The organism is Mesorhizobium sp. M2A.F.Ca.ET.043.02.1.1 (assembly GCF_003952405.1).
In the GTDB taxonomy this organism is placed as follows: domain Bacteria; phylum Pseudomonadota; class Alphaproteobacteria; order Rhizobiales; family Rhizobiaceae; genus Mesorhizobium.
In genome coordinates, this window is record NZ_CP034445.1 from 4,960,868 (window position 1) to 4,975,104 (window position 14,237).

The 14,237-nt window shown below is 65.1% G+C and carries 12 protein-coding genes; 9 read left to right on the top strand and 3 right to left on the bottom strand.

What is annotated here, in order from left to right; all coding sequences use genetic code 11:
- Nucleotides 1–68: 68 nt before the first annotated feature.
- On the bottom strand, nt 69–296 hold the full coding sequence (locus tag EJ068_RS23520) for a hypothetical protein (protein ID WP_126078875.1): 228 nt from the start codon (nt 294–296) through the stop codon (nt 69–71).
- 462 nt (nt 297–758) lie between these two features.
- Here EJ068_RS23520 and hisS point away from each other — a divergent pair, with 462 nt between their 5' ends.
- The 6 genes from hisS (at nt 759) to EJ068_RS23560 (ending at nt 7,919) form a co-directional block, all read left to right on the top strand.
- Nucleotides 759–2,264 carry a histidine--tRNA ligase gene (gene hisS, locus EJ068_RS23530; RefSeq protein WP_127250070.1) on the top strand — a complete coding sequence of 502 codons (1,506 nt, stop codon included), beginning with the start codon at nt 759–761 and terminating at the stop codon, nt 2,262–2,264.
- 178 nt (nt 2,265–2,442) lie between these two features.
- Nucleotides 2,443–3,561 (top strand): ATP phosphoribosyltransferase regulatory subunit, encoded by a 1,119-nt coding sequence (locus EJ068_RS23540; protein WP_127250068.1) that lies wholly within the window; start codon nt 2,443–2,445, stop codon nt 3,559–3,561.
- A complete protein-coding gene (gene hisG / locus EJ068_RS23545) occupies nt 3,558–4,256 on the top strand; it encodes an ATP phosphoribosyltransferase (RefSeq protein ID WP_126078871.1) in 699 nt (232 codons plus the stop codon). The genes EJ068_RS23540 and hisG overlap by 4 nt, the downstream gene beginning before the upstream one ends.
- 73 nt (nt 4,257–4,329) lie before the next feature.
- Entirely contained in the window at nt 4,330–6,096 is a 1,767-nt protein-coding gene (locus EJ068_RS23550) for an AMP-binding protein (RefSeq protein WP_126078870.1), read from the top strand.
- Between the two features lie 10 nt (nt 6,097–6,106).
- Nucleotides 6,107–6,730, top strand: a complete 624-nt coding sequence (locus tag EJ068_RS23555) for a poly-gamma-glutamate hydrolase family protein (RefSeq protein WP_127250067.1) — start codon at nt 6,107–6,109, stop codon at nt 6,728–6,730.
- An 85-nt stretch (nt 6,731–6,815) separates the two neighbouring features.
- Nucleotides 6,816–7,919, top strand: a complete 1,104-nt coding sequence (locus EJ068_RS23560) for a calcium:proton antiporter (protein ID WP_127250066.1) — start codon at nt 6,816–6,818, stop codon at nt 7,917–7,919.
- Between the two features lie 54 nt (nt 7,920–7,973).
- On the opposite strand, the gene EJ068_RS23565 is transcribed toward EJ068_RS23560, so the two are convergent.
- Nucleotides 7,974–8,882, bottom strand: coding sequence for a hydrogen peroxide-inducible genes activator (locus tag EJ068_RS23565; RefSeq protein ID WP_127250065.1), 909 nt, complete (start codon nt 8,880–8,882; stop codon nt 7,974–7,976).
- A gap of 174 nt (nt 8,883–9,056) precedes the next feature.
- On the opposite strand from EJ068_RS23565, the gene katG reads away from it, so the two are divergent.
- Entirely contained in the window at nt 9,057–11,264 is a 2,208-nt protein-coding gene (gene katG / locus EJ068_RS23570) for a catalase/peroxidase HPI (RefSeq protein ID WP_127250064.1), read from the top strand.
- Nucleotides 11,265–11,332: 68 nt separating this feature from the next.
- Here the strand turns inward: katG and EJ068_RS23575 are convergent, their stop codons facing one another.
- Nucleotides 11,333–12,010, bottom strand: coding sequence for an MIP family channel protein (locus EJ068_RS23575; protein ID WP_127250063.1), 678 nt, complete (start codon nt 12,008–12,010; stop codon nt 11,333–11,335).
- A 332-nt stretch (nt 12,011–12,342) separates the two neighbouring features.
- On the opposite strand from EJ068_RS23575, the gene EJ068_RS23580 reads away from it, so the two are divergent.
- Nucleotides 12,343–13,632, top strand: coding sequence for an RsmB/NOP family class I SAM-dependent RNA methyltransferase (locus EJ068_RS23580; RefSeq protein WP_127250062.1), 1,290 nt, complete (start codon nt 12,343–12,345; stop codon nt 13,630–13,632).
- A gap of 94 nt (nt 13,633–13,726) precedes the next feature.
- Nucleotides 13,727–14,185, top strand: coding sequence for a PaaI family thioesterase (locus EJ068_RS23585; RefSeq protein ID WP_040997552.1), 459 nt, complete (start codon nt 13,727–13,729; stop codon nt 14,183–14,185).
- Nucleotides 14,186–14,237 lie beyond the last annotated feature (52 nt).

Below are 14,237 nucleotides of genomic sequence, written 5' to 3' on the forward strand. Positions count from 1 at the left end.
GGGAGAAGGTGCCCGAAGGGCGGATGAGGGGCAGCGCCGGCCTTCGAGATTTCTCGGTAGACCTCAAGTCAAACGCTGCCGGCGCCTGCCAAAAACAACCCCGCCAGGATCGCCGCCACAGCCGCGAAAGCCGGGTAGATTACCAAAAGCCCGGTGACCAGCGCGTCGCGGGCGCTCGGCTTGGTCGCCGCAGCCTCGAACGGCCCAGCCGGCTGCTGCGCCGGCTTCAGCGCCGGAACCCCGGCAGGCCTCAGCCTTGCAGTCTCGCCCTCGATGATATCTTCAGCCGTGGTCATGGCCCTGAACCCCTTGTTTCGGCGCGTTTTATGGTCGCGGATTGTGTCGGCAGCATGCCGCGCTGGTGGCGGAATTGTTTCGTATTTGCGCTGATTGTTTCGAAGTTCTTGGAGGCCCTCAACCCTCTAGGGTGGGATATTGAAGTCTACTTCTTTGTTAGTCGGCGCCGCCCCTCATCGCCCTGCCGGGCACTTCTCCCCTTATAGAGACGGGGAGAAGGACGCTGGCGCCGCGGGTTTGGCCAGTCGGCAACGCTGGAGCTGTCGCGCCGGCGCTTCCTCCTTCTCCCCGGTCACTACACGGGGAGAAGGTGCCGGCAGGGGGACGAGGGGCGGCGCGGCGCCTGCAAACTATCGAACTGTTTCCTGCAGGTCTGCAAACGCTTGCCGCACCACTTGGCATGGGTTAGGACACGCCCGCTCCCGATAAGCCAGTGTTTACTTAACGAAAAGACCTACCCCATGGCCGACAAATCCGAAAAGACGAAAGCGCGGCTGCCGCGCGGTTTTGCCGACCGCAGCGCCGAAGACATCCGCGCCGTCGAGAAGATGATGGCCACCATCCGCTCGGTCTATGAGCTTTACGGCTTCGAGCCGGTCGACCAGCCGATGATCGAATACACCGATGCTCTGGGCAAATTCCTGCCCGATCAGGACCGGCCGAACGAAGGGGTGTTCTCCTTCCAGGATGATGACGAGCAGTGGCTGTCGCTGCGCTACGACCTGACCGCGCCGACGGCGCGCTTCGTCGCGGAAAATTTTGACAAGCTGCCGAAGCCTTATCGCAGCTACCGCTCCGGCTGGGTGTTCCGCAACGAGAAACCGGGTCCCGACCGCTTCCGCCAGTTCATGCAGTTCGACGCCGACACGATCGGCACGCCGGGCGTCGCCGCCGACGCGGAGATGGCGATGATGATGGCCGACGTCATGGAGGCGCTCGGCATCAAGCGCGGCGACTACGTCATTCGCGTCAACAACCGCAAGGTGCTCGACGGCGTGCTGGAGGCCATCGGGCTCGGCGGTGAGGACAACGCCGGCCGCCGGTTGACCGTACTGCGCGCCATCGACAAGCTCGACAAGCTCGGGCCGGAAGGCGTCAGGCTTCTGCTTGGCCCCGGACGCTGGGACGGTGGCAAGGAAGGCGAGGGCGATTTCGCCAAGGGCGCCGGATTGAAGGATGCGCAAGCCGAGGCGGTTCTTCTGGCAACGGCCAGGAACGGGCAGGCCGCCCAGGACGCCAGCGTCAATGCCAATGCTGTCTATCAGGAAGGCGTTGGCGAACTCGCAACGATCGAGGCCCTGGTTAGAGCCGCGAGCTACGGCGAAGACCGCATCGTGATGGACCGCTCCGTCGTGCGCGGCCTCGAATACTACACCGGCCCTGTCTTCGAGGCCGAGCTGCTGGCCGAGATCCCCAACGACGAAGGCCAGATCGTGCGTTTCGGCTCGGTCGGCGGCGGCGGGCGCTATGACGGGCTGGTCTCGCGCTTTCGCGGCGAGCCGGTGCCGGCGACCGGTTTTTCGATCGGCGTCTCGCGGCTGATGACGGCGCTGAAGAACCTCGGCAAGCTGGATACCTCCGATATCATCGCCCCGGTCGTCGTGCTGGTCATGGACAAGGATACGGAAAGCCTCGGCCGTTACCAGAAGATGGTCGCCGATCTGCGCGCCGCCGGCATCCGCTCGGAAATGTATCTCGGCGGCGCGGGCATGAAGGCGCAGCTGAAATATGCAGACCGCCGCGGCAGCCCTGTCGCCATCATCCAGGGCGGCGACGAGCGCGCCAAGGGCGAGGTGCAGATCAAGGACCTCATCGAAGGCGCGCGCCTGTCGGCCGAGATCACCGACAACGCCGAATGGCGCGCGGCACGCCCGGCGCAGGTGACGGTCGCGGAGGGTGACCTGGTGGCTGAGGTGAAGAAGATACTCGCGGCGCAGGCCGCCGACCGCGCGAAGGGTGGCGCTTGAGCCCCCCTCTCTGGCCTGCCGGCCATCTCCCCCTCAAGGGGGGAGATCAGATGTCGCGCATGCTTTCGCCAATTTTCAACGCTGCAGGAGGAGGCGCGGCGTCCGAGCTGCCAATCTCCCCCCTTGAGGGGGAGATGTCCGGCAGGACAGAGAGGGGGGCCTCGCGCCCAACTTATCCATGACCTCCCGCCCCGCCATCGCTGCCGACATCGCGAAACTCTTCGCCGCCCGCGATACGCACGCGGTCGAAGTCGCCGTGCTGCAGCCGGCCGATCCGTTCCTCGATATGGCGGGCGAAGACCTGCGCCGGCGCATCTTCCTGACCGAGAGCGAGACCGGCAAGACGCTGTGCCTGCGGCCCGAATTCACCATTCCGGTCTGCCTCGACCACATCGCCAGCCAGGCCGGCACGCCGCGCCGCTATTCTTACCTGGGCGAGGTGTTCCGCCAGCGCCGTGAGGGTGGCAACGAGTTCTTCCAGGCCGGCATCGAGGATCTCGGCGACACTGACATCGCCGCCGCCGATGCCCGTTCGCTGGCCGAGGCGCATGCGCTGCTGTCGCTGGTGCTGCCGGGACGGCCCCTCGCCATCACGCTTGGCGACCAGACCCTGTTCGAGGCGGTGCTGGCCGCGCTCGGCCTGCCGCGCGGCTGGCGCATGCGGCTGGCCCGCGCCTTCGGTTCGGCGCCGATGTTGGAAGCGGCCCTTGCCGATCTCGCCAACCCGCCGCGCAACAGCCAGCTCTCCGGTCCCGTCGCCTTGCTGGTGCTCGACGGCGATCAGGAAGGCCTCGCCGCGCACATTGCCGAAGGCATGGAGCAGGCCGGGCTGTCGGCTTCCGGCGGCCGCTCGCCGGCCGACATTGCGCGCCGGCTGATCGAGAAAGCACAGTTGCGCAGCGTGCGGCTCTCCGATGACGCCTTCTCGGCGTTGAAGGGTTTTCTCGAGATCGACGTCGCGCTCAGCGGCGCGACCGCGGCGCTGGAAAAATTCGCCGCTGATGCCGGCCTGTCGCTGGGGCCGGCGCTGGAGAATTTCTCCGCCCGCGCCAAGGCGATCGAGGCGCATGGGCTGTCCTCGGCGCAGATCCGCTACGATGCCGCTTTCGGCCGCCCGCTCGACTATTACACCGGCCTCGTCTTCGAGATCGCTGTCCAGGGAGGCGATCGCCCGCTTGTCGGCGGCGGCCGCTACGACCGGCTGCTGACGCTGCTTGGCGCCAAGAAGCCGATTCCCGGCGTCGGTTTTTCGGTCTGGCTCGACCGGATCGAAGCCTTGCGGGAGAATGCCAAATGATCACGCTGGCGATCCCGTCGAAAGGCCGACTCAAGGAACAGTCGCTCGAAGTGCTGGCCAAGGCAGGGCTGGCCGTTACCTTGCCCGAGGACGACCGCAAATACCGCGCGCGTATCGACGGCCTCGACAATGTCGAGGTGGCCTTCCTGTCCGCGTCCGAGATCGCCGGCGAGATCGGGCAAGGGTCGGTCGATCTCGGCATCACCGGCGAGGATCTTTTGCGCGAGAATCTCGCCGACTGGGAAGCGCGCGCCGAGATCGTCGCGCGCCTCGGCTTCGGCAATGCCGACGTCGTGGTGGCCGTGCCCGACATCTGGCTCGATGTCGACACCATGGCCGATCTTGACGATGTCGCCGCCGATTTCCGCCAGCGCCACGGCCGGCGGCTCAGGATCGCCACCAAATATTGGCGGCTGACGCAGCAGTTCTTTTCGCTCAAGCACGGCATCCAGGTCTACCGCATCGTCGAAAGCCTCGGCGCCACCGAAGGCGCGCCGGCCGCCGGCCTGGCGGACGTCATCGTCGACATCACCACCACCGGCTCGACGCTGCGCGCCAACCACCTCAAGGTGCTGGGCGACGGCACCATCCTCAAGTCGCAGGCCTGTCTGGTCGCGTCGAGGAAGCAGCGCGACGCGGCGGATGAGGCACGGTTGCGGGCAATCGCAGCCAAAATGGGCGCCTTGGTCGCTTAGCCCTCCCTACCTTCGGCGGGTTTCCACCGCCTTTGCAGGCTGATAGGCTCAATCATCTCGGGAGGAGACGGCGATGGCGATCAAACTCGACGAGCTTATGAACGCCACCAATTTGCGCGGGCATCGCGCGAGCGGCACCTTTATTGCCCCGGCCGGCGGCAAGGCGCATGTCTCGGGCGATCGCTTGGTGCCTTTGCTCGACAAGACCATTCCGGAGCTGTTCTCCGATACGGTGAGCAAATACGCCACGCTCGACGCCGCCGTCTTCGTCGGTCAGGACAAGCGCTTCACCTGGAGCGAGCTGTCGGATGCGGTCGACGCCCTGGCCGCCGGTTTCCTGGCGCTCGGCCTGGAAAAGGGCGACCGCGTCGGCATCTGGTCGCCGAACCGCTGGGAATGGCTGGTGACGCAGTTCGCCACCGCTCGCATCGGCCTGATCCTGGTCAACATCAACCCGGCCTATCGGCTGACCGAGCTGGAATATGCGCTCAACAAGGTCGGCTGCAAGGCGCTGGTCACGGCGGCCCAGTTCAAGACATCCGATTACCTCGGCATGATCGAGACGCTCGCGCCGGAGATCGCCAAGGCGGAGCCCGGCAAGCTCAAGGCGAAAAAGCTGCCGGCGTTGAAGATCGTCATCCGCATGGGTGACGACAATTCGCCCGGCATGTTCAATTTCGGCGATGTGCTGGCCATGGCCGGCCGCGACGAGCACGACAGTCTCGACCGCATCTCGGAGAGCCTGAAGCCCGCAGATGCCATCAACATCCAGTTCACCAGCGGCACGACCGGCGCGCCGAAGGGGGCGACGCTGACCCACGCGAACATCGTCAACAACGGCAATTTCGTCACCTCGGCCATAAAACTCACCGTCGATGACCGGCTCTGCATCCCCGTGCCGCTCTACCATTGCTTCGGCATGTCGATGGGCACGATGGGCTGCGTGTCGAAGGGCGCGACCATGGTCTTCCCTGGCGAAGGGTTTGACGCCGGCGCGACGCTGAAAGCGGTCGCGCAGGAGCATTGCACCGGGCTCTACGGCGTGCCGACCATGTTCGTCGCCATGCTCGACCATGCCGATTTCGCCGGCTTCGACCTCTCCAGCCTGCGCACCGGCATCATGGCCGGCTCGCCATGCCCGATCGAGGTGATGAAGAAGGTGGTGTCGCTCATGCATATGAGCCAGGTGACCATCGCCTATGGCATGACCGAGACCAGCCCGGTCTCCTTCCAGAGCAGCGTCGACGACCCGCTTGAAAAGCGCGTCTCCACCGTCGGCCGCATCCACCCGCATGTCGAGGTGAAAGCGATCGGCGCGGATGGCGCGACCGTCGCGGTCGGGGAGCCTGGCGAGCTTTGCACGCGCGGCTATTCGGTGATGAAGGGCTATTGGGACGACGCTGACAAGACCCGCGAGGCGATCGACGCCGAGGGTTGGATGCACACCGGCGACCTCGCCACGATAGATGCCGAGGGCTATTGCAACATCGTCGGCCGGGTAAAGGACATGGTCATCCGCGGCGGCGAGAACGTCTATCCGCGCGAGGTCGAGGAGTTCCTCTACCGCCATCCAAAGGTCAAGGAAGTGCAGGTCTTCGGCATTCCGGACGACAAATATGGCGAGGAACTCTGCGCCTGGATCGTGCTGAAGCCCGGCCAGATCGCCACTGCCGAGGAAATCAAGGCCTTCTGCGCCGGCCAGATCGCGCATTACAAGGTGCCGCGCCACATCCGTTTCCGCACCGAATTGCCGATGACGGTGACCGGCAAGCCGCAGAAATTCCTGATGCGCGAGGCGATGGTGGAGGAACTCGGGCTGGTGGCGCAGAAGACGGCGTGAAACGGCATTCATGGACAACGAGTTTCCCAATTTCGCGGCGCTGAGGGCCGCCAAAATCGAAAACGTGGATTATCGCATCGTCGTCCGGCGTGGCGCGCGAACCGGCGGTGCGCTCGTCATGGCCCCGCATGGCGGCAAGATCGAACCCCGCACCTCCCTGATCACCGAGATGATAGCTGGCGGCGATCTCGACATGTATTGCTTTGAAGGGCTGATGCCGGAAAGCAACCGGGAACTGCACATAACGTCCAGGAACTTCGACGAGGCAACCGCGCTGGAGCTGTTGCGGACCAAGTCTACCGTCGTCGCCATCCACGGCCGCCAGGACCGGGACGATCTCGCGACGGTCTATCTGGGCGGCAAGGACGCCGCATTGGTTTCGGAGATAGCCTGGCGCCTGCAGGAGGCCGGCTTCCAGACGCAAACGGACAACCACCCGTTTCCGGGCATCCAGGATTCGAACATCGTCAATCGCGGATTGACGGGAAAAGGCGCACAGCTGGAAGTCCCCTTCTCGCTGCGCCGCCGGCTGGGCAACGAGCCGGACCTTCTGGAAAAATTCTGTGGGGCGGTCCGCAGGGCCATCGAGACACGCGACGCCCAAAATGGTGCCTGGTCCCCAATCCTATTTTGAATGCTGCAAAGTGCCCGGGACGTGCTCCCCACGCGCTTTTCCGCTAAGGTCGCAAAAACGCATGGCGTAGACCAAGGGGGGGTGGATGACGAGTTACGCCCGGTCGGTAACGTCCTACACGATGCCGCTGGCCGCGCTGGCGATGGCTCTCGCGGTCAGGGCCAGCGGCGTTTCGGTTGACGAAGGGTCGCTAAACGTCAGGATCCTCGTCGGAGCGCTGTCGAGCGCCATCATGTTCGTCACCATTTTCGTCGTGCTCGACCATGCCGAGGCGCTCGCCCGGCGCGTAGGGGAGCCGTACGGAACATTGGTGCTGACCTTTGCGGTGACGGCGATCGAAGTGTCGATCATCGTCTCCATGATGCTGCATGGAGAAAACAACCCGACGCTGGCGCGCGAGTCCGTTTTCTCGACGGTGATGATCACCTCCACCGGCGTTGTCGGCATTTGCCTCACGCTTGGCGGCTGGCGCTATCGCAAGCAGGCGATCGTCCGGCAAGGGACCAGCGCCTACCTGTCGGTTCTGATCGCGCTGACCGTGATGACGCTTATTCTTCCGACCTACACCCGAACCACGGACCCCGGCACATTTTCGGCGGCCCAGCTTGGTTTCGTGAGCGTCCTTTCGGTGCTGCTCTATGCAAGCTTCGTGTTCGCCCAGACTGTCCGGCACCGCGAGGACTTCGTCCAGGGGCAGGCCCACGACGCGCCGACGCGAACCGCCTCCCACGACAGCGTTTCCGTCAGCGCCCTGCTGCTGATGTGCGGGCTCATCGGCATTGTCCTGCTCGCCGAGCAGGTCGCCGCAAGCGTGGAGGATGCGCTCGCCGCCTACCGGGTGACCCAGGCCGACAGCATCGTGGGGGCATTGATCGCGGCGCTGGTTTTGATGCCGGAGGCCATCTCAGCGATCCGCGCCTCGTTCAGGAACGAGCTGCAGCGCAGCCTCAACGTCGCGATGGGCTCGGCCTGCGCCACGATCGGTTTGACGATACCGGCGGTCGCGGCCGCCAGCCTGCTGACGGGCAGGGGACTGACCCTGGGGCTCCCGGCCTCCGATGCCGTGCTTCTGGTACTGGCGCTTTTCATATGCAGCGTAAGCTTCAGCACCGAAAGAACGACGTTCCTGACCGGGATGGTCCATGTCGTGGTGTTTTTCACCTATGTGTTTCTGATCTTCGTGCCGTGAAGGGTGTCGCGAGCCGAGCATCGGGCGCAGGGTTAGCGCCGTCTTGAAAGGCGCTCACGCCGCCAGCACCGCCCGATCCAGCCCGCGTATGATCCGCGCCAGTTCCACGCACTCGTCCTGCCGCACCTTGTTCTTCCGCCAGGCCATGCAGATCATGCGCTGCGGCATCGGCTCCTGGAACGGCACGATCCGCAAGTCGGGCATGACGCCGGCGGCACTTGCCGCCATTTCCGGCACCAGCGTGACGCCGAGCCCATGCGCCACCATCTGCAACAGCGTGGTGAGACTGGTCGCGCCGTAGCTTGCCATCGCCACCGGCCGCACATTGCCGCAGACGGCCAAAGCCTGCTCGCGCAGGCAGTGGCCTTCCTCCAAGAGCATCAGCCGCTCCAGCGCCGGGCTTTCGGGCGGCACCGGCGGTGAGGCAAAGGCCGGATCGCCGGCGGGCACGGCGAGGAAGAAGCGGTCGGGAAAAAGCTTTTCGGTCACGATCGCCGGCTGATCGAGCGGCAAGGCCGCGATGAAGGCGTCGAGCCGGCCTGACGTCGCTTCCTCGACCAGCGATGCGGTCACCGCCTCGCGCAGCTCGAGCTGGAGGGAAGGGTAGTGCCTTTTCAGCTCCGGCAGCACATGCGGCAACAGATAAGGCGCGACGGTCGGGATGATGCCCAGACGGAAGCGTCCTTCCATGGTCGGGCGGCCGCGCCGGGCAGTCGTCTCGACGTCACGTATGTCGGCCAGAATGCGCTCGATTCGCGGCTGCAGGGCAAGCGCCTCGTCGGTCATGCGCACGGTCTTGCCGCCGCGCTCGAACAACAGGCAGTTCAGCCGCTCTTCCATCTCGGCGATCTGCGCGGAAAGCGCCGGCTGGCTGACGCCGGCAAGCTTCGCGGCGCGGCCGAAATGCAGCGTCTGCGCCAGCGCGTCGAAATATTGCATCTGCCGGACGGTGAGGCCAATCATAAGAAAATCCTATCAAATGAAACAGGAAAGGCAATTTGTCTTTATCGGCCGGCCGGCCTAGTCTGGAATCATTCCAGGGTGACGCGGCCAATGGCTGCCCCCGGGAAATTCCGGGAAAATCAACCTCGGCAAAATTCAACCACGGCAAAACCTCGGCAGAATCGGGAGACCAAGATGGACGCGAAAACCGACGACAACAGCGCTGGCAAATGCCCGGTGGCGCATGGATCCGCACGGACCAACCGCGACTGGTGGCCGAACCAGCTCGACCTTTCCGTTCTCCATCAGCAGTCGAACCTGTCGGATCCGATGGACGAAGACTTCGACTACGCCAAGGAGTTCGCGAGCCTCGACCTCGACGCGGTGATCGCAGACCTGCACAAGGTCATGACGGATTCGCAGGATTGGTGGCCGGCCGACTTCGGCCATTACGGGCCGCTCTTCATCCGCATGGCCTGGCACAGCGCCGGCACCTATCGCATCGGTGACGGCCGCGGCGGCGCCGGTGCTGGTCAGCAGCGTTTCGCGCCGCTGAACAGCTGGCCGGACAACGCCAACCTCGACAAGGCGCGCCGGCTGCTGTGGCCGGTCAAGCAGAAATACGGCAGTAAGATCTCCTGGGCCGACCTTCTGATCCTCACCGGCAACGTCGCGCTGGAATCGATGGGCTTCAAGACCTTCGGCTTCGCCGGCGGCCGCGCCGATGTCTGGGACCCGGAGCAGGATGTGGACTGGGGCTCCGAAGCGAAGTGGCTCGGCGACGAGCGCTATTCGGGCGATCGTGAGCTTCGCGGCCATCTCGGCGCCGTGCAGATGGGCCTGATCTACGTCAACCCGGAGGGCCCGAACGGAAAGCCGGATCCGGTCGCGGCGGCTCGCGACATCCGCGAGACCTTCGGCCGCATGGCGATGAACGACGAAGAAACCGTGGCGCTGATCGCCGGAGGCCACACCTTCGGCAAGACCCATGGCGCGGGCGATGCCTCGCTGGTGGGCGCCGAGCCGGAAGGCGCCGGCATCGAGGCACAGGGCCTCGGCTGGTCGAGCAAATATGCCTCCGGCATCGCCGGCGACGCCATCACCTCGGGTCTCGAGGTCACCTGGACGACGACGCCGACCAAGTGGAGCAACAACTTCTTCGACAACCTCTTCAACTATGAATGGGAGCTGACGAAGAGCCCGGCCGGCGCCCATCAGTGGACGCCGAAGGGCGGCGCCGGCGCCGGCACGGTTCCGGACGCGCACAATCCCTCCAAGCGCCACGCGCCGGCCATGCTCACCACCGACCTCGCGCTGCGTTTCGACCCGGCCTATGAGAATATCTCGCGCCGGTTCCACCAGAACCCGGACCAGTTCGCCGACGCCTTCGCCCGCGCCTGGTTCAAGCTCACCCACCGCGACATGGGTCCGGTCGTGCGTTATCTCGGCCCGCTCGTGCCGAAGGAAGAGCTGATCTGGCAGGATCCGATCCCCGCCATCGACCACGAGCTGGTGAGCGAGGCCGACATCGCTTCGCTCAAGGCCAAGATCCTGGCTTCCGGCCTGTCGGTCTCCGAGCTGGTCTCGACCGCCTGGGCCTCGGCCTCGACCTTCCGCGGCTCGGACAAGCGCGGCGGCGCCAATGGCGGCCGCATCCGCTTGAGCCCGCAGAAGGACTGGGAAGTCAACGAGCCGGCGCAGTTGGCCAAGGTGCTGGGCAAGCTGGAAGCCATCCAGAAGGAGTTCAACGCGGCCCAAACCGGCGAGAAGAAGGTCTCGATTGCCGATCTCATCGTGCTTGGCGGCGCCGCCGCGGTTGAAAAGGCGGCGAAGGACGGCGGCACCGAGGTGAAGGTGCCGTTCACGCCGGGCCGCATGGACGCGTCGCAGGAGCAGACAGACGTCCACTCCTTCGCGCCGCTCGAGCCGAAGGTCGACGGCTTCCGCAACTATGCCCGCGGCAGGCTGCCGATGTCGGTCGAGGCGATGCTGGTCGACCGCGCCCAGTTGCTGACGCTGACGGCGCCGGAACTGACCGTGCTGGTCGGCGGCCTGCGCGTGCTCGGCGCCAATGCCGGCGGTTCGAAGCATGGTGTCTTCACCGACAGGCCGGGCCAGCTCACCAACGACTTCTTCGTCAACCTGCTCTCGATGGCGACCGTCTGGGATCCGGCGGCCGGCTCCGAGCCGGGTTCCGATGAAGTCTATGAAGCGCGTGACCGCAAGACCAGAGAAGTGAAGTGGACCGGCACCCGCGCCGACCTCATCTTCGGCTCGCACGCGCAGCTGCGCGCGCTCTCCGAGGTCTATGGTTCAAGTGACGCCAAGGCGAGATTCGTCAAGGACTTCGTCAAGGCCTGGACGAAGGTGATGAACGCCGACCGCTTCGACATCGCGAAGTAAGGTCGTACCTCTCAATCAAAAAAGGCGCGGGTCATGCCCGCGCCTTTTTTTGCGTTTCTCCGGAGCTGTCAGTCTTTTTCGAAGATGCCGGCCTTGGCGACGATACCGGCAATCGCTCCGCCGATCAGCGGCGCGACGATGAACAGCCAGAGCTGGCTGAGCGCGGCACCCCCCGAAAACAGCGCCGGGCCGATCGAGCGCGCCGGGTTGAGCGACGTGCCGGTAACCGGGATGATGGCGAAATGCAGCCCGGCCAGCGTCAGGCCGATCACCAAGCCGGCAAAGGCGGTGGTGTGCTTGGCGTTGGTGACGCCGAGGATCACCGTGACGAAGGTGAAGGTGCCGATCAGCTCCCACAGCAAGGCCGAGCTCATGCCCCATTTCGCCTCGTCCCAGCCATTGGCGCCGAAGCCGCCGGTGTGGCCGCCGGCCTGGCCGGAAACGATGATCCCCAGCGCCAGCGAGGCGATGATGGCGCCGATGATCTGCGCGATCCAGTAGGGAACGACGTCCTTGGCCGGCATCCGCCCTGCCAGGAACACGCCGAGCGTCACCGCCGGATTGAGATGCGCGCCCGAGATCGGGCCAATCGCATAGGCCGCGGCGATCAGGCCGATGCCGAACGCCAGGCCGATGCCTTCCTGTCCGAGCGGCAGCGCGCCGCCGAAACCGCCCGTGACCACGGAAGCCGTGCCGATGAACACCAACAAAAACGTGCCGAGAACTTCTGCCAGATAAGTCTTCATTGCCCTCTCCTCATTGGATCCGTCGAAACCACGTTTCCCGCGTCGCGAATCACTGGCGGAAGAGTATTCCTGCCGGAAACACTTGGGAAGCTGAGAGATTAAGCCGGCAGGCTTGCTTGTGTATGTCAGGTAAGTACATTAGAGATCTTTCATATTCTGGTTGATTGTTCTTGTTTTTTCCGTAGCGCCGCTTGCGATCGAAAAACCGTTTGGGGAAATTGCGTCGCGCTGAAACCCTGTTTCACCGGCAAGCCGAATAGAATTGTTTCAATCCTGGCCTGAAAGGCTTTAAGAGCGGCTGGAACCGATTTGCAGGAGCTACGGAAAACGGGATGCGATTGGGCGGAAGGCTGGCGGCGGCCATAGAGGTTCTCGAAGACATCGGCCGGCGCCACCGGCCGGTGGCCGACGCTTTGCGCGACTGGGGCCTGTCGCATCGCTTCGCCGGCGGCGGCGATCGCGCCGCGATCGGCAACATCGTCTATGACGCGCTGCGCCGCAAACGCTCGGCCGGCTGGCTGTTCGACGAGGACACGCCGCGCGCCATCGGCTTCGGCGCGCTTCTCTTGGAGTGGGGGCAAACGGCGCAGTCGCTCAACGAAGCGCTGAACGGTGACAAGTTCGCGCCGCCGCTGCTCAGCGCCGCCGAATTGAAGGCAGCCGCCGAGCGCAGGCTTGCCGATGCGCCCGATGCCGTGCGAGCGGATGTCCCGGACTGGTGCGCGCCTTTGCTCGAGCAAGCCTATGGCGACGCCTGGGTCGAGGAAGGCGCTGCGCTCGCCCGGCGTCCGCCGCTGGACCTCAGGACCAACACGCTCCAGGCCGATCGGGCCAAGGTGCTGGCCGAGCTGCAGGGCACCGGCGCGGCACCCGCGGCGATCGCGCCGCACGGCATCCGTATCCCGCCCATCGATGGCGACGGCAGACATCCGAACGTGCAGGCCGAGCCCGCTTTCCAGAAAGGCTGGTTCGAAGTGCAGGACGAGGGCTCGCAGCTCGCCGCGGCGCTCGCGGGCGCCGAGCCCGGCATGCAGGTGCTAGATTATTGCGCCGGCGCCGGCGGCAAGACGCTGGCACTGTCGGCCGAGATGGACAACAAAGGCCAGCTCTTCGCCCATGACGCTGAGAAGGTGCGGCTGGCGCCGATCTTCGAGCGCATCCGCCGTTCGCACAACCGCAACATCCAGGTCGTCAGCAAGCCGGCGGAGCTTGCGCCTCTTTCAGGTCATATGGACCTCGTGCTGATCGACGCGCCCTGCACCGGCAGCGGCACCTGGCGTCGCCGCCCGGACGCCAAATGGCGACTGACCGAGCGGCAGCTTGATGCCCGCAAGGCAGAGCAGCAGGCGATCCTCGACACGGCCCAGGCCTTCGTCAGGCCGGGCGGTCTGCTGGTCTACATCACCTGCTCGGTGTTCGACGCCGAAAACGGCGAGCAGGTCGCGGCGTTCCGCGAACGCCATGCAGGCTTTGCGCCGGTCGATCATCGCCAGCTCTGGGACGGCCGCTTCCCCGGCCATGAAGGCGCCGCGCGCATTGCCGGCAACGGTGGTATCTCGCTGTCGCCGGCGCTGAGTGGCACCGACGGGTTTTATTTCCACGCCTTGCGCAGGGGGGCCTGAGAGCCGCGCGATTTTGCTGCGCTGCAACATAAAAGATTGCCTGTGTTGCCTGCCTCTGCAATAAGCTTCGCCAGCAAAACGTGAGGCGGAGACCATGGCAGCCAAGATCGTACCCGCTCCCGACTTCGAGGAACGCGTCAGGACGTCCTTTGCCCGGCAGAAAGCCATGGCCACCATCGGCGCCGAGCTGACGCTGGTGACGCCCGGCATCATCGAAATCGAGATGCCGTATTCCGCCTCGCTCACCCAGCAGCACGGTTTCCTGCATGCCGGCGTCATTTCCACCGCGCTGGACTCGGCCTGCGGCTACGCGGCCTTTTCGCTGATGCCCGAAAATTCCGGCGTGCTGACCATCGAGTTCAAGGTGAACCTTTTGGCGCCGGGCAGGGGCGAGCGCTTCCTGTTCCGCGGCTCCGTGACGAAGCCCGGCCGCACCATCATCGTCGCCGACGGGCAGGCCTACGCTTTTGCCGCCGACGGCGAGGCCAAGCTGATTGCCACGATGACCGGCACGATGATGACAGTGGTGGGCCGCGACGGGATCGAGGGGTGAGGAGCGGTCCGCGCAGCGGACGAAAAGCCCCCAAATGGGCTTTCGAGCGACG

Excerpts from the sequence above, each read along its gene's own strand:
- EJ068_RS23575 (WP_127250063.1), bottom strand. The coding sequence starts at position 12,010 with ATGAAGACTTATCTGGCAGAAGTTCTCGGCACGTTTTTGTTGGTGTTC.
- EJ068_RS23555 (WP_127250067.1), top strand. The coding sequence starts at position 6,107 with ATGGACAACGAGTTTCCCAATTTCGCGGCGCTGAGGGCCGCCAAAATC.
- EJ068_RS23520 (WP_126078875.1), bottom strand. The coding sequence starts at position 296 with ATGACCACGGCTGAAGATATCATCGAGGGCGAGACTGCAAGGCTGAGG.
- EJ068_RS23560 (WP_127250066.1), top strand. The coding sequence starts at position 6,816 with ATGACGAGTTACGCCCGGTCGGTAACGTCCTACACGATGCCGCTGGCC.
- EJ068_RS23565 (WP_127250065.1), bottom strand. The coding sequence starts at position 8,882 with ATGATTGGCCTCACCGTCCGGCAGATGCAATATTTCGACGCGCTGGCG.
- EJ068_RS23585 (WP_040997552.1), top strand. The coding sequence starts at position 13,727 with ATGGCAGCCAAGATCGTACCCGCTCCCGACTTCGAGGAACGCGTCAGG.
- EJ068_RS23580 (WP_127250062.1), top strand. The coding sequence starts at position 12,343 with ATGCGATTGGGCGGAAGGCTGGCGGCGGCCATAGAGGTTCTCGAAGAC.
- katG (WP_127250064.1), top strand. The coding sequence starts at position 9,057 with ATGGACGCGAAAACCGACGACAACAGCGCTGGCAAATGCCCGGTGGCG.
- hisS (WP_127250070.1), top strand. The coding sequence starts at position 759 with ATGGCCGACAAATCCGAAAAGACGAAAGCGCGGCTGCCGCGCGGTTTT.
- EJ068_RS23550 (WP_126078870.1), top strand. The coding sequence starts at position 4,330 with ATGGCGATCAAACTCGACGAGCTTATGAACGCCACCAATTTGCGCGGG.
- EJ068_RS23540 (WP_127250068.1), top strand. The coding sequence starts at position 2,443 with ATGACCTCCCGCCCCGCCATCGCTGCCGACATCGCGAAACTCTTCGCC.
- hisG (WP_126078871.1), top strand. The coding sequence starts at position 3,558 with ATGATCACGCTGGCGATCCCGTCGAAAGGCCGACTCAAGGAACAGTCG.